Below are 19,790 nucleotides of genomic sequence, written 5' to 3'. Positions count from 1 at the left end.
ATTTTTACACTCTAATTAAATATTCGTCATATTCTATTATATGAATTTAATGAGAGGTGAAAATTATGTGTGGTATTGCAGGATGGATAGACTTTAACAACGATTTAAGAGATAAAAGAAGTATATTAGATAGAATGGTAAAAACATTGGAGAAAAGAGGGCCAGATGATGAAGGAGTATATATAAGTACTAATGTTTTATTAGGTCACAGACGATTAGTTGTAGTTGATCCAGAGGGCGGAAGACAACCTATGACAAAGATGGTTGATGGAAATGAATATACTATAGTTTATAATGGAGAGTTATATAACACTGAAGATCTAAGAGATGAATTAATAAAAGCAGGATTAAATTTTGATTCATATTCAGATACTGAAGTTTTATTAACATCTTATATTTACTGGGGGATTGAAGTTATAAACAAATTAAATGGTATATTTGCATTTGCTATATATGATAAAAATAAAGAACAAATATTTTTAGCAAGAGATCATATGGGAGTAAAACCATTATTTTATGCTAAAAGAGGAAATTCTATAATTTTTGGGTCAGAGCTTAAAACTATATTAGCGCATCCTTATGTAAAAGCTGAAGTTGATAAAGAAGGATTAACTGAAGTTTTTGCTGTTGGACCAGCACGTTCTCTTGGAAGTGGAATTTATAAAGGCGTGAAGGAAATAGCACCAGCTAATTGTATGGTTGTTAATAAAGATGGCGAGCGTATATGGGAATATTGGAAGGTTACAGCTAGGGAGTTAGATGAAACTATAGATGAGTCTATAGAACATGTGAGAGAATTATTGATAGATGCTATAAAAAGACAATTAGTTGGAGATGTACCTGTATGTACATTCCTTTCAGGAGGATTAGATTCATCAATAATATCTGCAGTAGCAGCTGATGAGTTCAAAAAAAGAGGGAAGGTATTAACAACTTATTCAATTGATTATGAAGATAATGACAAATATTTTAAAACATCATTATTTCAACCTACATCTGACCAATATTGGGCAGAAAGAATGGCTGAATATATAGGAAGTAAGCATAAAACCGTAGTGTTAAGTCAAAAGGATTTAGCTGAATCACTTATAGATTCAACTTTAGCTAGAGATTTACCTGGAATGGCTGATATAGACTCATCTTTATTACTTTTTACGAGAGAGATAAGAAAAGATTTTGTAGTTGGTTTATCAGGTGAATGTGCTGATGAAATATTTGCTGGGTATCCTTGGTTTACAAATCAAGATATGATAAATGCAAATACATTCCCTTGGTCAAGAAGTGTAAGCAAGAGAAGAGAGATTTTAAACTCAAGTTTAAAGGGTTTAGATATTGAAGGTTTTACAAATGATCAATATCTAAAAACACTAAAAGAAGTCCCTCATATAGATGGAGAAGACGATAAGACTTATAGAATGAGAGAAATATTTTATCTAAATTTAAAGTGGTTTATGGTGAATTTGCTAAATAGAAAGGATAGAACAACTATGTATAATAGTTTAGAAGTAAGAGTTCCTTTTGCTGATCATAGAATAGTAGATTATGCATTTAATTTACCAGTAGAAACTAAGTTATTAGATGGAAGAGAAAAGGGGTTATTGAGAAAGGCATTCAAAGGAATTCTGCCAGATGAAGTTCTTTTTAGAAAGAAGAGTCCTTATCCTAAAACTCATAATCCTATATATACTTCAATAGTTTGCAATATGATGAATGAAATTTTAAATGATAAGACATCTCCTATATTAGAGATAATTGATAGAAATATAGTTCAGGGTATAGTTGAAAGCAAAGGCGAGTCTTATAAGACACCTTGGTATGGACAATTGATGACAGGACCTCAATTAATAGCTTACTTGATTCAAGTTAATGCATGGCTTAAAGAATATAATGTTAACTTAATATTATAGAAGGTATACTTCTTAAGATAAAATGCTCACTTTATATCGGATATTATATAAGTAAATTGATATAAGGTGAGCATTTTAATAGTTGATAGTAGACGTTTATTAATATATATCATTGAATAAACGGCTACAATTAAATATTTAATTTAATAAAATAAATTGTTAGATACAAATATGTAATTTGCTGGTAAAATGTAATTATACTACTTATAGTTAGAGTAGTAATAAGGTAGAGTGATTTAAAATAATTTACATAACAAGTGGGGATAGAAATGATAGGAACAATAGTTAATAGTATAGTAGTTATTATTGGATGTTTAATTGGATTTATTGTAAAAGGGAGATTAAAGCAGAATATTAGTAGCACCATAATGAGTGGATTAGGTTTATGTGTATTGTATATTGGAATATCTGGAGCGTTAAAAGGAGAAGATACTCTATTAATGATAATATGCATTGTTGTTGGGGCATTAATAGGAGAATTGATAGATATAGATAGTTTGTTAAATAGGTTAGGAGAGATAGTAGAAAAAAAGGTTAATAAAGGGTCTAAAAACAATTTATCTATAGCTGAAGGTTTTGTTACTGCAAGTCTTTTATTTTGTGTAGGAGCTATGGCTATAGTAGGGTCTCTGGAAAGTGGATTAAGGGGAAATCATGATACATTATTTGCAAAATCTATTTTAGATGGAGTTACATCTATAATATTAACTTCAACATTAGGTGTAGGTGTTATTTTTTCTGCTGCTACTATTTTTATATATCAGGGAGCTATAACTTTAGGAGCTGGAATGTTAGGCAATGTTCTAAGTGAGGCAGTAATAAATAATATGACAGGTGTAGGAAGTTTGTTGATAATAGGGTTAGGACTTAATGTCTTAGGAATTACCAAAATAAAGGTAGCGAATCTTTTACCAGCTGTTATTTTGCCAATTTTATTAGGTTTTTTTATGTAGAATTTGGATGAATGATATTTAGTATTAAATATATTTATATTAAATATATTTATAATGATAGAGTTTATCTTTATGGAAGGTTAAAATACATAGAAAGAATAAAAATAATAGAGAATATTAAATTATTGTATCTATTTAGTATTGTATTGAATAAAAGTAAAAAATGGTATAAAATTGAATGTGAATAAGGAATAAAAATGTAATTTCTCTATGTAGTACTATATTACGACAAAAACATATAAAATTATTAAAAAATCTGTAAATAGTATTGAAAATACGAATAATATGATATATAATGAAAATATAATTCGTATACAATATAAATTAATGAGTATATTATTTGAGGGGGAAATTAAAAATGAAAAAAAGAGCAATCGCATTAGCACTTTCTGCACTTATGCTAACTGGTCTTGTTGGATGTGGAAGCAAATCTGAAGGTGGAGATACACAAACACCAGCTGCAGATGGAATGAAGGTAGGAATGGTTACAGACTCAGGGACAATTGATGATAAATCATTCAACCAAGGTACTTGGGAAGGTATAATAAAGGCTGAAGCAGAACTTGGTGTTGATAAGAACTATATAAAACCATCAGGAGAAACTGAAGCTGATTACTTAAAGGAAATTCAAAATCTTTATGATACAGATTATAAATTTATAGTAACTCCTGGTTTCAAATTTGAAACAGCTATCAATAAGGCTCAAGAAAAATATTCAGATGCTAAATTTGTTATATTAGATGGAGCACCACAAGATGGAAACAATAACTACAATGTAGCTGATAATACAGTAGCTATATACTTTGCAGAACATGAAGCTGGGTTTATGGCTGGTGTTGCAACTGCTTTAGAGTTAAAAGAAGGTGAATTAGGATTTATCGGAGGAATGGAAATTCCAGCAGTTCAAAAGTTTAACTGGGGATTCCAACAAGGGGTAGCTTATGCTAATGAAAATCTAGGAACTAAGATGTCATTAAAAGAAGAAAACGTAAAATATGAAGGAACATTCAACAATACAGCAGGTGGAACACAATTAGCTGCTACTATGTTTGATAGAGGTGTTAAAGCTATATTCTGTGCTGCAGGTGGAGTTGGAGTTGGAGCTATAACTGAAGCTAAATCAAGAGTAGAAGCTGGTAAGGAAGCTTGGATAATTGGTGTTGACGTTGACCAATATAATGATGGTTTATTATCAAATGGTAAATCTGTTATTTTAACTTCTGCTACTAAGAAGATATCTCAAGCAGCTTTTGATATGATCAAAGCAGAATTAGATGGAAAATTCCCAGGTGGAGAAACATTAACTTTCGATGCTAAGAATGATGGTGTTGGTATACCAGCAGAAAATCCAAATTTAAGCAAAGAAACTACTGATAAAGTTGCAGAAGTATTTGAAAAAGTTAAATCTGGAGAAATTACAGTTTCAGGAGAACAAGGCGATTTAATAAAATAGTTTTTATAAAATAGGTGAGTGTTAACTCATCTATTTTTTTGTGTATTTACAACTAGCAACTTAAATATATTATTCGGCAATGTTAAGTTACATGCTATTAATGTGTATGATAAAAGTTTTTTACTATGAATATAAATAAAAACAGTCATGAAAATGGAATAAAAATGTCGAAAAATGTTGAAATGAAATAACGAATAATATATAATCTTAAATAAAGTGTACGCTAAAGGTAAAAAGAGTATGCTAAAAGGAGGATGCACAGATGATAAAAAAGATTATTGCAATAGCATTAACAGCAGTAGTTGGAATGAGTGTTGTTGGATGTGGAAGTAGTGAATCAAATGTAGAAGGCGGAACAGATTTAAGAGTAGGTATGGTTACTGACTCAGGAACTATTGATGACAAATCATTTAATCAAGGTACTTGGGAAGGAATACAGAAGACTGTTTCAGATTTTGGTGTTGATGCCAATTACTTAAAGCCAGCAGGAACTACAGAGGCTGATTATTTAAAAGAAATACAAAATCTTTATGATACTGGATACAAATTTATAGTTACACCAGGATTTAAGTTTGAAACAGCTATATATCAAGCACAACAAAAATATCAAGATGCTAAATTTGTATTATTAGAAGGAAGTCCTCATAGTGGAGATAATAATGCAATAGTAGGAGAAAATACTGTTTCTATATATTTTGCAGATGAACAAGCTGGATTTTTAGCAGGTGTTGCTGCGGCATTAGAGCTAAAAGAAGGAGACCTAGGATTTATAGGTGGTATGGAGATTCCTCCTGTTCAAAGATTTAACTATGGATATCAACAAGGTATAAGATATGCTAATGAAAACTTAGGAACAAAAATGAGTATTAAAGAAGAAAATATAGTTTTCCAAGGAAGCTTTGATAATTCAGCAGCAGGACAACAACTTGCAGCTCAAATGTATGATAGAGGTGTTAAAGCTATATTCTGCGCAGCAGGTGGAGTAGGTGTAGGTGTTATAAATGAAGCTAAAACTAGAGCGCTTTCAGGTAAAGAAGCTTGGGTTATGGGAGTTGACGTAGACCAATATGCTGATGGTATATATGAGGGAGATAAATCAGTAATATTAACTTCAGCTATTAAGAGAATAGATGTAGCAGCCTATGATATGATTAAAGCTGAAACAGAAGGTAATTTCCCAGGTGGACAAACTTTAACTTTTGATGCTAGTAATGATGGAGTTGGTATTCCAGCTGAGAATCCTAACTTAAGCAAGGAGACTACTGATAAAGTTGCAGAAGTATTCAATCAAATTAAAGAAGGTAGCATTAAAGTTTCAGCTGAAAAGGGAGACTTATTAAAATAATATAATTATATTAAAGAAGGTTGTATGAAATATTCAGCAACCTTTTTTCTGTGATTTAATAATTAAAAGGTTATATGAAGAACATAATAATGATGCTGTTATTTGGTTGAAATTTACAGTGATTCTAAAGAGGATAGATGACGAAAATTGTTGAAAGCACGAAATATATAGTATATAATTTTAATATAATTTGTGTAACACTATAAGGTGGTAAAACTGAAGTTAAGGTGAGAAAAAGATTATTTTTGAACATTATTTTTGGCTTCAGAAAAAGTTCGTTATTTACTTATAAATACAGCATGTAATTGTTTAATAATGGCAATGAATATTGTATAATTAAAGTTGAGACAGAGCTTTCAATAAGTAAAAAATTTAGGAGGAGATCCGATGGAATATGTAGTAGAGATGCTTAATATTCGAAAAGAGTTTCCGGGGATAGTGGCTAACGATAATATCACACTACAATTAAAAAAGGGTGAAATTCACGCTCTTTTAGGGGAAAATGGTGCTGGTAAGTCTACTTTAATGGGAATGCTTTTTGGTATGTATCAACCAGAAAAAGGAATGATAAAGGTAAAGGGGAAAGAAGTTAAAATTTCTAATCCAAATGTAGCTAATGAATTAGGTATTGGGATGGTTCATCAACACTTTAAATTAGTTGAGAACTTTACTGTTACAGAAAATATTATTTTAGGATATGAGCCTAAGAAACACATGACAGTAGACATAAAAAGTGCAGCGAAAAAGATTGAAGAACTTTCTAAACAATATGGATTAAATGTTGATCCATATGCGAAGATAGAAGATATATCTGTTGGGATGCAACAACGTGTTGAGATATTAAAGATGCTTTATAGAGATGCAGAAGTTTTAATATTTGATGAACCTACAGCAGTATTAACTCCTCAAGAAATAACTGAATTAATAGATATAATGAAGAATCTTGTTAAGGAAAATAAATCAGTTATATTAATTACACATAAGTTAAAAGAGATTAAAGAAGCTGCTGATCGTTGTACGGTTATAAGAAGAGGTAAATACATAGGAACTGTTGATGTAAAAGATACAGATGAAGCTGAAATGGCTAAAATGATGGTTGGTAGAGAAGTATCATTTAAGGTTGATAAGAAGGAAGCTACTCCAGGGGAAGTAGTTCTTAAAATAAATAACTTATCAGTTAAGAATCATAAAAAAGTATTAGGCTTAAAAGATTTTTCTTTAGAGTTAAGAAAAGGAGAAATTGTAGGTATAGCAGGTGTTGAAGGAAATGGACAAACTGAATTAGTTGAAGCATTGACTGGAATGAGACATGTAGAATCAGGGACTATAACTTACAAAGAGGCTGATATAACCAAGAGCTCTATCCGTGCAAGAATAGATAATGGGATAGCACATATTCCTGAAGATAGACATAAAAGAGGATTAATCTTAGATTACACTATGGAAGATAATATGGTTTTAAAAGCTTATAAAAATAAACCTTTTTCAAAGAATGGATTAATTAATAGAGCTAAGATAAGAGAATATGCGAACCGTATTATAGAAACCTTTGACGTAAGATCAGGTGAAGGTGGACAATCTATAGCTAGAGGACTTTCAGGAGGTAACCAACAAAAAGGTATAATTGGACGTGAAATTGAATCTAATCCAGATTTATTAATTGCTGTACAACCTACTAGGGGACTAGATGTTGGTTCAATAGAATATATCCACAAGAGATTAGTAGAACAAAGAGATGCTGGTAAAGCTGTGTTACTTGTATCTTTAGAATTAGATGAAGTTTTAAATGTATCAGATAGAATTGCTGTTATAAATAATGGTGAATTAATTGGTATAGTAAATGCTTCAGAAACAGATGAAAATGAAGTTGGTTTAATGATGGCTGGTATAAAGAGAGGTGACAAGTAATGGAAAAAAATCAAGGATTAAAGTCTATATTAGCGATAATTTTAGGTCTTTTAGCTGGTGCTCTTTTAATGTTAGCTATGGGATTTGAGCCGATAAAGGGGTATCAATTCTTATTCAAAGGCGGATTAATGAATATTGAGAGAATTGGTAATACAATAGCGACAGCAACGCCATTAATACTTACAGGGCTTTCAGTTGCCTTTGCATTTAGAACTGGTCTATTTAATATAGGTGCTCCAGGTCAAATGTTATTTGGTGGCTTTTGTGCAATAGCTGTAGGGTTAACTTTTAGTTTGCCGACTATAGTTATAGTACCACTAATGATTTTAGCAGGTGTATTAGGGGGAGCTTTATGGGCTATAGTTCCTGGGTTATTAAAGGCTCTATTTAATGTTCATGAAGTTGTATCATCAATAATGATGAACTGGATTGCCTACTGGACAGTATATTATACAGTTCCGAAGTATTTTAAAGGTGAGTATCTAGAGACTGAATCTAGGATGTTACCTGAAACAGCTACATTAAGAGTAGATTGGTTAAGTGATCTTTTCGGAGGTTCTTATATTAATTTAGGTATTATATTAGCTCTAGTAGCAGTATTCATAGTTTGGTTTATATTAAATAAAACTGTTTTAGGATATGAGTTAAAGGCCGTTGGATTTAATAGATTTGGCGCTGAATATGCAGGTATGCCTGTAAATAGAAATATTGTTATTTCAATGATGATAGCTGGAGCTTTATCAGGACTTGCTGGTGTAATTCAGTATATGGGTAATGCAACAGTAATGCAAATAGGTGTAATGCCATCACAAGGTTTCGATGGTATAGCAGTTTCTTTATTAGGTGCGAATACTCCTATAGGAGTTCTTTTTGCGGCATTATTCTTTGGAGTGCTATATGTAGGAAAAGGATTTATGAATGCAGCGGTAAAGATACCACCAGAACTAGCAGACACAATTATAGCTACAATAATATACTTTGCAGCTACAAGTGTAATTATGGATAAAGTTATTAAGAAATTTAAAAAGGTTAAAAAAGATAGAGTAGAGACTAAGAATAATTCAGCAGAAAAGGCGGTGGAGAAATAATGTGGGGAATAATTGAGCAAATATTTCCATATGCTATAGCTTATACAATTCCACTATTAATAGCAGCTCTAGGTGCTCTTTATTGTGAAAGAAGTGGTATTGTAAATATCGGTATTGAAGGGCTTATGGTTGTAGGATCGTTTGCAGGAGCTCTTACTATTTCTAAGCTTCAAGCAGCTAATGTTCCAGGAGCTTTATGGATTGGATTATTAGTGGCAGCTATAGTTGGGATGTTATTCTCGCTATTACATGCCTTTGCAAGTATTAACTTAAATGCAAATCAAGTTATAAGTGGTACAGCTATTAATATGATAGCTGGTGCATTAACAGTTTTCTTAGCAAGAAACTTTACTGGAAGTGGTAATATAAGAGTTACTTTAGGATTTATTCCAAAGGATATACCAGTACTTTCTCAAATTCCTATAATAGGACCATTATTATTTACAAGAACATATATAACTACATGGGTAGTATTATTAATATTAGCTATATTTACATTCTTATTATACAAGACAAGCTTTGGATTAAGATTAAGAGCTTGTGGTGAACATCCTCAAGCAGCTGCAGCAGCAGGTGTTAATGTATATAAGATGAGATATATAGGAGTTATGATTTCAGGTGCTTTTTCTGCTTTAGGAGGAGCAATTATCCTTGTAACATACTCTAATGAGTTTAATGGTAGTGTTGCTGGACTTGGATTCTTAGCAATAGCAGCATTAATATTTGGACAATGGAAACCACTAGGTATTTTAGGAGCTACATTATTCTTCGGATTTGCAACTACACTTGCTAATGTATCTCAAGCTATACCAGAGTTAAGTAGTATTCCACAAGTAGCATTAAAGGTATTCCCATATGTGGTTACTTTAATAGCATTAATAATATTCTCTAAATCATCACAAGCACCAAAGGCAGCTGGTGAAACATTTGATGCAGGAAAGAGATAACATAAAAAATGACTAGCTTTTAGGAGCTAGTCATTTTTTCTTTATTATCATATCAATAAGTAATAATATATTATTAAATAGTAAAGGTTAATTGATTTTAAATAGTTTATTTTTATTTTACATACTTATCGTATAGCTCAGTTAAAAGTTTTATATGATATTCTTCATCAAGGATAATTCTATCTATAATATCAATAATATAAGGGTCATCTATCTGTTTTTTAGTTCTTTTATATTGAGCTATAGCTTCTTTTTCATCTGTAATATCAACAATTAAGGCTTTTTTTAGATTAGTGTTGTATGATAGAAATTCTGGAGTCCAAAGACTAATTTTTTTATGTTTACATATCCAATAACCAGGATCTTTTCCTAGTTTTACTATTAATTCACCAAGCATTTGTAAATGATGCATCTCAATCTCTGCAATTCCTTCTAGAGTTTCTGATACTTCTTCAAATTTATATTTAAGTGCTATTTCATGATAAACATATTGTGTTACAGCTGAGAGTTCAGATACTGAACCAGCGTAATTAAGCAGGATTAAATCAGCAAATTTAAAATTTTCACCTTTTACTTTTATTGGTGGATAAGGTAGATCTACACTATATTCCATAAAGATACTCCCAAAGTATTTTTAGTAATATAGTATGAAGAATATAAAAAAATGTTCGATACTAGTACGAAGACAGGTACGATGAGAAACTTATATTTACTGAAAAATAAGTATATGCCTACGGTATATATCTTTTAATACCGTAGGCATATTTCTATTCACCAAAGGTGAATATCCCTTTTAAAGTTGTTAATATTAATAGCTTTTATATAAATCTATTTCTGATTTTACCATACGCAGCGGAAGCTAAAGAGTGTGGTAAATCAAAAATACTATATGATTCATCTGTGGAGTAAAGATTATATAGTGGATATTCATTGATTTTTCCAGAGTATAAAAGCGATTTATTCTCTAGTTCAAGTAGATCCATAGGTCTAATAAGTTCTGGGAGCTTGTCCGTTTTGTAAATACCAGCTTCTATTAATGCCTCAGCAACAAATTGTGAACAGAAATAATAGTTTTCCCTTTTTGTTGGTTTATTAAATAAAAGGGTAGCAGTTCCTAGAACACTATATTTATATTTAGATTTATCGATTAAAAAATTATCTATATATTTTTTTAATGAGCTGTATTGTTCAGTTGTAACTGAAATTTTATATATTAAACATTTGCTCTCAGGAAACATTGAGTAAACTCCTGAGTAAAGATTTTCTTCTACAAAACCTGCTGGTAGTACATATGCAGGGTTTATACGTCCGAATGAATACATAGTTTGAAATGTTGGATCTAGAGATATTGATGTATGTGCAAATTCTTTTTGTGTAAAGAATGAAATAACATTAGAAAATAGAGTTCCGGTTTTTGAAAAAATTATGTAAATATCTTTATTGCTCAAATTAATTCCCTCCCCATTTTATATATATATTTTACACCAAATTGCCAGTAATGTTAATAAAAAATGAATAATTTTAAGAAAAAGTAAATATAAAAATAATAAATCATTAATTAAATAAAATAATACTAATATTTAACTTTATAATGTATTTGTGATAAAATGGTGTAAATTAGATAAGAAAGCAAGGGATATAATATGGAATATAAATTTAAATTTGATGGAAAAGAATATATATTAAACGAAGAGAACTTGGAGTGCTTTTTCAATGATGATGAAAATCCTATTAATGATGTAGATGAGGAAAAAATTATAGAGATTTTAAATAATAGTGATAAGGTTGATTTTTCTAAAGCTTACTTTAATTTAGCTTGTGAAAAGTGTCAAACTGGAGTTGAAGAGAAGAAGAAGTTTTTTGATTTCTTAGGATATAATTTTTATATATTCACAAAGGATGGAAAGTACTTTGTAAGTAACATAGAACCAGAATATGAAGGGTCAACATTTGATAAGTTATATAGATTTGGTAAAGTTGATAATAGTTATTTAGTTACAATCAATGTATGTAAACATTGTGGAGAATACTCTATAGAAATTGAAGAGTTTGAACTTTAGTAAAATGGTGTAAATAAGGAAGGTACTACTAAATGTAGCACCTTCTTATTTAACATATGTAATATACTAATGCATGTTTACAGCGCTTCTAGCAGCAATACGACCAAATGTTACTGTATCAGGCATAGACAGTGAACCAAGTCTGTTACCACCATGAATGCTACCTGTCACTTCACCAGCGGCATATAAACCAGGGATAGGTATTTTGTTGATATCAAGTACTCTGGCATTTTTATCTATATCTACGCCACCCATAGTATGATGAACGGAAACAACACCAGCAAACATTATGAATTCTCCGTTAATATCTACAGGCTCTAAAGAAGATGTACGACCAAAGTCTTCATCTATTCCAGTAGTTGAATAAGAATTATACTTTTTTGCTGTTTCTATTAAGCTATCATATGGAATATCAAAAAAATCTGCACACTCTTCTAATGTACCAATAGTTAGTACTTTTTGCGCTAAACCTTTAGAGATTTCAGATGAATAAGTTTCTTTTAAATTCATTTTTTTTATAACAGTACTATCAATTATTTCAAAAGCACGTGAATCAGGTTGCTTTAATATAGAGGCAGATAAATTATCTCTAGTTTCTTTTTCATTAACAAATCTATTTCCATGTTTATTTACCAAAATAGCATTACTATTAAGTCTTGCATAATCTAGGAAATAATAATTCCCTGTAGCAGGGTTATTTATTGGATAAAGTTGAATTGACTCCATATTTACTATATTTGCACCTAATTCCTCTGCCATTTTAATACCGTCACCTACAATAGCTGGTGAATTTGTTGTTGGAATACTTTCATCTAGTGTAGGCCAAACTGTATTATATTCTTCACGCATTTCGATGTTAGATCCAAAGCCCCCAGTTGTAAGAATAACTCCTTTTTGTGCTACATAATCAATAATTTTACCATTACGAACAGCACGAACTCCTATAACTCTACCAGTTCCGTCTTTAAGAAGTTGATTAGCTTTTGTATTATAATGAAATTCTACTCCTAAATCAACAGCTTTTGAAATAAGTGTATCTACATACTTGGGACCATCACCTTCAGGCCACAATGTTCTTGAATAAGAATGACCACCATACCAAGATTGGGTATCTTTATATTTTACACCGACAAAATCTCTTAACCAAAATGCATTAGTTAAAGCATTTTCTGCCAAAACTTTTATTAATTCAGGATTACCTTTTTCTTTTCCACCATAATATATATCATTAAAAAATGTATCTATACTATCATCTAGAATGCCTTCATTTAGTTGTACCCAGTTTCCAGGAGCAGCGTACTCGCCGCCAGACATACGGGTATTACCTCCAGCAAAGGACATTTTTTCAAGAAGAATAACTTTACATTCAGATGTAGAACTAGCCTCTATTGCAGCGCTAAGTCCAGCACCACCACCACCTATAATTAGGATATCGCAATTATTAGTAAGGTAATCGTCTTTTGAGGTAGTAATAGTTGATACATCTTTCAAATCAGATGGATTTATTCCACTGTTTTTTAATGCATCTTCAACAGCTTTTATGAAGCTTGTACTGGTCAGTGTTGCACCAGATACAATATCTACATCTAAAGAATTTGAGGTTATTATATCATCTGTTAGCTGAACTATAGCCTTATTAAATCCAGGATTTTCAGTATGGGATAATAGTTCTATATGAGTTATTACATTTTCTTTTATTACTACATCTAAAAGTATATTACCATTCTCACCTTTATAGCTTCCGGAGAAGGTACCACTTATATTTTGACCACTAGAATTGTAGTTGTCCAACTTGAAGTGATTGTAAAATGAGAAAAGGCAGATAACAATAATAGTTATTAGACAGAGTAAAATATGTTTTGATTTCAATTAAGACACTCCTTCTTTAGATTTATTTTTATAATCTTTTGGAGAGTATCCAGTTGATTTTTTAAATACTCTACTAAAATAATATTGGTCAGAATATCCGACTTCAAGTGCTATCTCACCGATAGATAGCTTTTGATTAGAATCAAGTAATCTAATTGCATGATTTATCCTCAAAGTTGTAACATACTCAATAAAGCTCATATTTGTTGCCTTTTTTATTAATTTGTATAATGAAATTCTATTCATATTAAATTTTGACTCTAATAAGTCGGTAGATAAATCAGATTGAGTATAATGAGAGTTTATATAATCTATTACATTTCCATCTATGTCATTATTGTTTAAAGTATATTTAGATAATATATTTTGTTTTTCAAGTCTATCATTAAATATATTTATTGCATCCTTTAATACATCTAAAAATTCATCATCATCGATAGGTTTTAGTAAATAAAAATCAACATTATTTTGAATAGCTTGTTTAGCATATTCGAACTTATCATATCCTGAAATAATTATTATTACAGTTGTACTGTTGAATTTTCTAATTTCTTTTATACAATCTAATCCTGTTAAGTGGGGCATATTAATATCTATTAATAATATATCAGGACAATATTTATTGAATTTTTCTAAGGTATCTCTGCCATCATTAGAAGTGGCAACAACCTTAATATCTAAATTTAATGATTGTATATATTTGCTCATACCATTTACTATGATATCTTCATCATCTGCAACAATAGCTCTATACATTTTTATCCTCCATATAAGGCAGTAAAATATTAATTTTAGTACCGACATTTTCTTTGCTTTCAACTTCGAAAATTACATCTTCACCATAAAAAGATCTTAACCTTCTTAATGTATTAATCATACCAAAGCTCTTACTATTATTAAGCTCTTCTAAATTATTTCTTAGGTTTGCTAACTCTGATTCGCTCATACCAACACCATTATCTTCTACAGTGATTTTTATATACTTATTTAGGTTATTGGAATATAAGCTACAAGAAATAGAGATAGTACCAATGCTATCTTTAGGCCTAATTCCATGATTAATGGAGTTTTCTACTAAAGGTTGAAGTATTATTTTAGCTATAAGGATATTTTTTATATTCTCATCAAGATAAATATTATATCTAACTTTCTCTCTATACTTTATAGCTTGTATATCTAAATAAGATTTTGTATGTTTAATTTCTTCCTTAAGTGTAATGAATTCTTGACCATTACTTAAAGAAGTCCTAAAAAATGTTGATAAAGATGTGATTATTTTAGCGACATCCTCAGCACCTTGATCTTTAGCCATCCATTTAATATTATCAAGGGTATTATATAAAAAGTGAGGCTTTATCTGTGCTTGTAAAGCTGTTAATTCAGCAGATCTTTTTTCACTTTGCTCTTTATATATCTGTTCAATTAACTTAGAAATATGATCTAACATTTTGTTGTAGGTTAAGCCAAGTTCATATATTTCATCTTTAGCTAGAGTTGTATCATAGTATGAACTTAAGTTTCCGTGTTCAACTTCCTTCATACATTTACGAAGATTATCTATAGGTTCCATAACAGAACGAGTTAAAAATACTCCGATAAATAAAGTTATAATCAGAAGGAAAATTAACAATAATATTATTCCTGCCAACATATTATCAGCGGCAGCTGATAATTCAGCATTATTGACTAAAGTACATACAACCCAGTCGTCATATTGATTAACAGGCGAGTAAAATAAAGTACATACTTCACCATTAGTATTTATAAGCTCAATCTCTCCTGAGGACGATAAGCTTTCTAGCTTTATATTTTCAATATCTCTTTTTGATAAATAATTATTATAGAAATATTCTTCATTAGTAGTTAATAGGTTATGATTACTATTCATAACCCAGGTTTTTCCGTTATATATTTGAGAAGAATCTATTATTTGTTTTAATCCAACAGTGGGAACAGCAGAACAAATTAATGCCTCTTTTTGATTTTCGTAACCTAAAACAGGGTAGTAGAATAGCATTACTTCTCTATTATTTTTATTCACTACTGGTTTTCCGATAATGAATTCTCTATCAGAATCATAGGCAGTTTTATAATCGTTATAATCCATCAAGTTTTCAGTAGCTTCACTGTTTATCCAGCAGAATCCATTCTTTCCTATGTAAGAAAATGTTTCCATAGTTTCGCCGTTGCGTACATATAAAGAAGTGAATCTATCTATTAAAGGAGTTATTTCTCTTATATCCATTGAAGTAAATGCTGGTATGGCAGAAATAATTCTATACTCAACAGCTTTTTTATTTATCCATAAACCAACCTCTGTGGATTTAGATTCAACTGTCTGTGCAATTGTAAATTTAGTGTTTTCAATGTCGTTAGGCTTGACTACAAAATTTATATAGGCACATAGTGAACCAGAGATTATTAATGTAGCTATAGTAAAGAAAAATAGTATTTTTCTTTTTATATTTAAACTGATTAATATTTTCACAATAAAAACTCCTTATATTGATGGTAATAAGAATATTATACAATATTTTGACAAAAATCAACATATAAGAGAAATACATATATTTATTTAAAATAGTAACAAAAGTACAAAATTATTAAACATTTGTCCATTCAAAGATAAAAATAGGATTGTTATAATATTATCAAACGATTGAGGGGGACAAAGTAATGAAGAAGAAATTAATATTATTAGTTTTAGCAGCATCTATGATATTTGTTGGTTGTGGAAAGACTGATTCAACTTCTAATGGGAAATATACACCAGGAACTTATACAGGAGTAGCAGATGGATTTGGTGGAAAGTTAGAACTTGAAGTTGAGTTATCAGAAGATAGTATAAAAAGAGTAGAAATAAAATCTCATTCAGAAACAGAAGGAATAGGTACAAAAGCTATTGAAAGCTTGCCAGAAGAAATTGTATCAAAGAATAGTGCTGATGTTGAAGTCGTATCAGGAGCAACTATGACTTCCAAGGCTATAATTGCAGCAGTTAATGATGCAATGAAAGATTTTGTATCTAAGAAAGAAACTGTAGCATTAAAGGATGGAGTTTATACAGGAGAATCTACAGGGTATCAAGGACCTTTAAAGGTTGAAGTAACTATTTCTGGAGAAAAGATAACTGAAGTTAAAGTTCTAGATAATGTTGAAACAGTTGGAATTGGAAGTAAGGCTTTAGATGCGTTATCTAAAAGTATAGCAGAAAATAATTCAGTTGGTGTTGATACACTTTCAGGAGCTACAGCATCAAGTAAAGCTATAATATCAGCAGTAACAAATGCAATAGAGGTAGCTGGTGGAGATATTTCAAAATATAATACAAAGGTTGAAATGGAAAAAGGTGAAGATCAAACAGTAACTTCTGATGTTGTAATTGTGGGAGCTGGAGGAGCTGGTATAACAGCTGCTATAGAAGCTAAATTGCAAGGTGCAGATAATGTTGTTGTTATAGAAAAAATGGACATTACAGGTGGTAATACAAGAATGTCAGGTGGAGAATTTGCTGCTCCTGGAAACTGGGTACAAAAGAAAGAAGGTATTACTGATGACTCTGTAGACCAATATTACAAAGATATACTAGAAGGCGGATATAATATAGGTAATCCAGACTTAGTAAGAATTATTGCGGAAAATGCACTTCCTACAGCTGAGTGGTTAAGAGATGAATGTAAGGTTGAATTTAAAGACGAACAAAGCTGGTATGGTGGACATAAGGTTGCAAGAACTTTATGGCCAAAAGGTGATGGACCACAATATATGGATACACTAGAAGAAAAGGCTAGAGGTCTTGGAGTAGAGTTCTACTTACAAACTGAAGCAGAAGAATTAATTACAGATGAAAGTGGTAAAGTGGTAGGTGTTAATGCTACACATAAAAATGGAGCTAAGTATACTTTTAATGCAAATAACGGGGTAATATTAGCTACAGGTGGATTTGGAAAAAATGTTGAGATGAGACAAAAGTACAATAAAAATTGGCCAACACTTGATGAAAGTATTCCAAGTACAAATTCACCAGCTATAACAGGCGATGGTATAGAAATGGGACAAGGTGTAGGAGCGAATGTAATTGATATGGAACATATTCAATTATATCCAGTTAATAATCCTGCTACAGGAAATTATTATTACATTGACTATGCTAGACTTAACTCAACAGCTCTTTTAGTTAACAAAGAAGGTAAGCGTTTTGTAAATGAAAAGGGTACAAGAGATGTTATATCAGATGCTACATTAAAGCAAACAGATTCTAAGGTTTATGAAATAATTGATGCTGGAGTTGTTAAGGAACAACAACTTTATGAAAAGTATGCAGCAGAAATAGAACAAGCTCAAAAACAAGGAGTTTTAAAAATTGGTACATTAGAAGAGGTTTGTGAATACTTTGGAGTTCCTGCTGATTCAGTAAAAGAAACTATAGATCATTATAATGGAATGGTTGAAGCTGGTAAGGATGAAGATTTTGGACGTACAGAAAACTTTAATAAGATTGGAGAAGGTCCATACTTTATGTTCTCAAGTGTAGTTTCTGTTCACCATACAATGGGTGGATTACAAATAGATGAATCTGCACGTGTATTAAATAAAGATGGAAATGCTATCGCTGGATTATATGCAGCTGGTGAGGTAACTGGAGGTATCCATGGTGGTAATAGATTAGGTTCTGTTGCGGTTCCAGATACAGCTATATTTGGACGTATAGCAGCACAAAGTTGTGTAAATAAAAAATAACAATAAGATTAATAAGTTGATTAATGTAACTTAGGTTCCCCCTAAGATACGATTAATAGATAAGGACTACCTATATTTAGGTAGTCCTATAATTTTTTATCTAATTAAATTTTTAAAGCTAATTTTAATAGACCATAATGATATTAATAAACAAATAGCTTCGGATAAGATTGTTGCTATCCAGATTCCTTTACCACCATAAAGAATTATTGTAATAATTAATGTAATGACTATTATAATCAATCCTCTTGAAATAGAGATTAATGTGGCAAGCATTGGAGATTCTATAGATGAACAGAAACCAGATGATAATATGTTAAATCCGACTAATAAAAATGATAATGAATATATTCTAAATATAATTATAGATTGATTTATTAGGTTTATATCATTAGAGGTTATAAATACATTTATTATAGCTGGAGCAAAGATAATACATATTATAAATATTCCTATTGATACTATAGCTATTGTTTTTAATGTAATATTAAACAGGTATTTTAGTGATTTAACATCATCAGAACCATAGTAAAAACTGCATAAAGGTTGAGCACCTTGAGTAATTCCTATCATAGTCATAAGTACTAAAGTAGACACATAGCATATTACGCTGTAGGTAACTAGTCCATTTTCACCTATAAATTTCAAAATACTTTGATTAAATATAAGAATAACTATTCCAGAAGTTAGTTCAGTTATTCCATCAGGAAAGCCTATACCAATAATTCTTCTAAAGATGTTAAAAGAAGGTCTAAATTTAATAAATTTTAAAGTTGATATTGGTTTTAAAAAGTGTAGAGTAAAGAATAAACATGATGCAACTTGTGATATACCAGTTGCTATAGCAGCACCTCTTACTCCCCAACCAAATTTCATTACAAATAAGTAATCTAAGATTATATTAGCTACAGCTGAGATAGATACACCTATTATTGCAAGATTAGGAAAACCATCAGCTTTAGTTAACACTTCTAAACAATATGAAACTATAAAGAATCCATTGAAGATTACTATTATACTTAAATATTCTTTTACCATTTCGAAAGTACTTTCAGTAGCTCCAAGGAAAAGTGATATTTTATCTATAAATAGTAAACTAAGTATCAATAATACTATTGAAAATATAATCATTATAGCTACATTAAAGGAAAAAATATTGTTTGCCTCATCTTTTTTATTCTGCCCCAGTCTAATTGAGATTAAGGTAGAAGTTCCTGTAGCAAAAAATATAGATGATGCAAAAATTAAATTTACAAATGGCATAGCTATATTTACTGATGCTAATGCAGTAGATCCAACTCCTTTTCCAACAAATATTCCATCTATTATCGTATAAATTGAATATACCCACATAGCAGTTACTGATGGAATAAGGTTTCTAAAAAAGCTTTTTCGTAAAGTTTTGGTATCCGTCATTTTATCACTCCTAAATTAAAAGAAAACTCCTTCTCATAATTGTGAAAGAGTAATTTAAAGTTACCAAATTTAAATTTGAACTTCCAATCAATGATAACGTATAA

Annotated in this window: 15 protein-coding genes; 9 read left to right on the top strand and 6 right to left on the bottom strand. The window is 30.4% G+C overall.

The features are described 5' to 3' along the window. The first annotated feature begins 65 nt into the window (after nucleotides 1-65). The 7 genes from asnB to H8S20_RS09505 all read left to right on the top strand — a co-directional run bounded on the left by asnB (nucleotide 66) and on the right by H8S20_RS09505 (nucleotide 9,601). On the top strand, nucleotides 66-1,907 hold the full coding sequence (asnB, locus tag H8S20_RS09535; RefSeq protein ID WP_186859968.1) for an asparagine synthase (glutamine-hydrolyzing): 1,842 nt from the start codon (nucleotides 66-68) through the stop codon (nucleotides 1,905-1,907). Between the two features lie 269 nt (nucleotides 1,908-2,176). Continuing rightward, nucleotides 2,177-2,860 carry a DUF554 domain-containing protein gene (locus H8S20_RS09530; RefSeq protein ID WP_032117508.1) on the top strand — a complete coding sequence of 228 codons (684 nt, stop codon included), beginning with the start codon at nucleotides 2,177-2,179 and terminating at the stop codon, nucleotides 2,858-2,860. Between the two features lie 358 nt (nucleotides 2,861-3,218). Continuing rightward, a complete protein-coding gene (locus H8S20_RS09525) occupies nucleotides 3,219-4,313 on the top strand; it encodes a BMP family lipoprotein (RefSeq protein WP_186859967.1) in 1,095 nt (364 codons plus the stop codon). A 262-nt stretch (nucleotides 4,314-4,575) separates the two neighbouring features. Next, nucleotides 4,576-5,658 carry a BMP family lipoprotein gene (locus tag H8S20_RS09520; protein ID WP_186859966.1) on the top strand — a complete coding sequence of 361 codons (1,083 nt, stop codon included), beginning with the start codon at nucleotides 4,576-4,578 and terminating at the stop codon, nucleotides 5,656-5,658. Between the two features lie 387 nt (nucleotides 5,659-6,045). Beyond that, on the top strand, nucleotides 6,046-7,566 hold the full coding sequence (locus H8S20_RS09515; RefSeq protein WP_186859965.1) for an ABC transporter ATP-binding protein: 1,521 nt from the start codon (nucleotides 6,046-6,048) through the stop codon (nucleotides 7,564-7,566). After that, the gene (locus H8S20_RS09510; protein WP_032117512.1) at nucleotides 7,566-8,654 is read left to right on the top strand and encodes an ABC transporter permease; all 1,089 of its coding nucleotides are present in this window, start codon (nucleotides 7,566-7,568) and stop codon (nucleotides 8,652-8,654) included. The genes H8S20_RS09515 and H8S20_RS09510 overlap by 1 nt, the downstream gene beginning before the upstream one ends. Then, entirely contained in the window at nucleotides 8,654-9,601 is a 948-nt protein-coding gene (locus H8S20_RS09505) for an ABC transporter permease (RefSeq protein WP_186859964.1), read from the top strand. The genes H8S20_RS09510 and H8S20_RS09505 overlap by 1 nt, the downstream gene beginning before the upstream one ends. A gap of 112 nt (nucleotides 9,602-9,713) precedes the next feature. Here H8S20_RS09505 and H8S20_RS09500 read toward each other — a convergent pair whose 3' ends face one another. Further along, nucleotides 9,714-10,214, bottom strand: a complete 501-nt coding sequence (locus H8S20_RS09500) for a ferritin-like domain-containing protein (RefSeq protein WP_186859963.1) — start codon at nucleotides 10,212-10,214, stop codon at nucleotides 9,714-9,716. 205 nt (nucleotides 10,215-10,419) lie between these two features. Then, nucleotides 10,420-11,049, bottom strand: coding sequence for a C40 family peptidase (locus tag H8S20_RS09495; protein WP_051986770.1), 630 nt, complete (start codon nucleotides 11,047-11,049; stop codon nucleotides 10,420-10,422). A gap of 195 nt (nucleotides 11,050-11,244) precedes the next feature. On the opposite strand from H8S20_RS09495, the gene H8S20_RS09490 reads away from it, so the two are divergent. Then, nucleotides 11,245-11,661 carry a DUF3785 family protein gene (locus H8S20_RS09490; RefSeq protein WP_186859962.1) on the top strand — a complete coding sequence of 139 codons (417 nt, stop codon included), beginning with the start codon at nucleotides 11,245-11,247 and terminating at the stop codon, nucleotides 11,659-11,661. A gap of 66 nt (nucleotides 11,662-11,727) precedes the next feature. Here H8S20_RS09490 and H8S20_RS09485 read toward each other — a convergent pair whose 3' ends face one another. From H8S20_RS09485 to H8S20_RS20800, 3 genes are all read right to left on the bottom strand, one after another. After that, on the bottom strand, nucleotides 11,728-13,452 hold the full coding sequence (locus H8S20_RS09485; protein WP_042281510.1) for a flavocytochrome c: 1,725 nt from the start codon (nucleotides 13,450-13,452) through the stop codon (nucleotides 11,728-11,730). Nucleotides 13,453-13,530: 78 nt separating this feature from the next. Beyond that, nucleotides 13,531-14,286, bottom strand: coding sequence for a response regulator transcription factor (locus H8S20_RS09480; RefSeq protein WP_032117516.1), 756 nt, complete (start codon nucleotides 14,284-14,286; stop codon nucleotides 13,531-13,533). Beyond that, nucleotides 14,279-16,018, bottom strand: coding sequence for a sensor histidine kinase (locus H8S20_RS20800; protein WP_141395433.1), 1,740 nt, complete (start codon nucleotides 16,016-16,018; stop codon nucleotides 14,279-14,281). The genes H8S20_RS09480 and H8S20_RS20800 overlap by 8 nt, the downstream gene beginning before the upstream one ends. Nucleotides 16,019-16,206: 188 nt before the next feature. Here H8S20_RS20800 and H8S20_RS09470 point away from each other — a divergent pair, with 188 nt between their 5' ends. Then, a complete protein-coding gene (locus tag H8S20_RS09470; RefSeq protein ID WP_186859961.1) occupies nucleotides 16,207-18,270 on the top strand; it encodes a flavocytochrome c in 2,064 nt (687 codons plus the stop codon). Nucleotides 18,271-18,366: 96 nt separating this feature from the next. On the opposite strand, the gene H8S20_RS09465 is transcribed toward H8S20_RS09470, so the two are convergent. Then, complete coding sequence (locus tag H8S20_RS09465; protein ID WP_186859960.1) at nucleotides 18,367-19,686, bottom strand: MATE family efflux transporter; 1,320 nt, start codon at nucleotides 19,684-19,686, stop codon at nucleotides 18,367-18,369. Nucleotides 19,687-19,790: the final 104 nt, after the last annotated feature.

Origin of the sequence: Clostridium hominis (assembly GCF_014287825.1) — a bacterium.
Classification (GTDB): Bacteria; Bacillota; Clostridia; order Clostridiales; family Clostridiaceae; genus Clostridium; species Clostridium hominis.
The sequence above is the reverse complement of the archived record's forward strand: the minus strand, read 5'-3'. Positions and strand labels throughout refer to the sequence as shown.

Excerpts from the sequence above, each read along its gene's own strand:
- H8S20_RS09510 (WP_032117512.1), top strand. The coding sequence starts at position 7,566 with ATGGAAAAAAATCAAGGATTAAAGTCTATATTAGCGATAATTTTAGGT.
- H8S20_RS09525 (WP_186859967.1), top strand. The coding sequence starts at position 3,219 with ATGAAAAAAAGAGCAATCGCATTAGCACTTTCTGCACTTATGCTAACT.
- H8S20_RS09530 (WP_032117508.1), top strand. The coding sequence starts at position 2,177 with ATGATAGGAACAATAGTTAATAGTATAGTAGTTATTATTGGATGTTTA.
- asnB (WP_186859968.1), top strand. The coding sequence starts at position 66 with ATGTGTGGTATTGCAGGATGGATAGACTTTAACAACGATTTAAGAGAT.
- H8S20_RS09480 (WP_032117516.1), bottom strand. The coding sequence starts at position 14,286 with ATGTATAGAGCTATTGTTGCAGATGATGAAGATATCATAGTAAATGGT.
- H8S20_RS09505 (WP_186859964.1), top strand. The coding sequence starts at position 8,654 with ATGTGGGGAATAATTGAGCAAATATTTCCATATGCTATAGCTTATACA.
- H8S20_RS09465 (WP_186859960.1), bottom strand. The coding sequence starts at position 19,686 with ATGACGGATACCAAAACTTTACGAAAAAGCTTTTTTAGAAACCTTATT.
- H8S20_RS09470 (WP_186859961.1), top strand. The coding sequence starts at position 16,207 with ATGAAGAAGAAATTAATATTATTAGTTTTAGCAGCATCTATGATATTT.
- H8S20_RS09500 (WP_186859963.1), bottom strand. The coding sequence starts at position 10,214 with ATGGAATATAGTGTAGATCTACCTTATCCACCAATAAAAGTAAAAGGT.
- H8S20_RS09515 (WP_186859965.1), top strand. The coding sequence starts at position 6,046 with ATGGAATATGTAGTAGAGATGCTTAATATTCGAAAAGAGTTTCCGGGG.
- H8S20_RS09520 (WP_186859966.1), top strand. The coding sequence starts at position 4,576 with ATGATAAAAAAGATTATTGCAATAGCATTAACAGCAGTAGTTGGAATG.
- H8S20_RS09490 (WP_186859962.1), top strand. The coding sequence starts at position 11,245 with ATGGAATATAAATTTAAATTTGATGGAAAAGAATATATATTAAACGAA.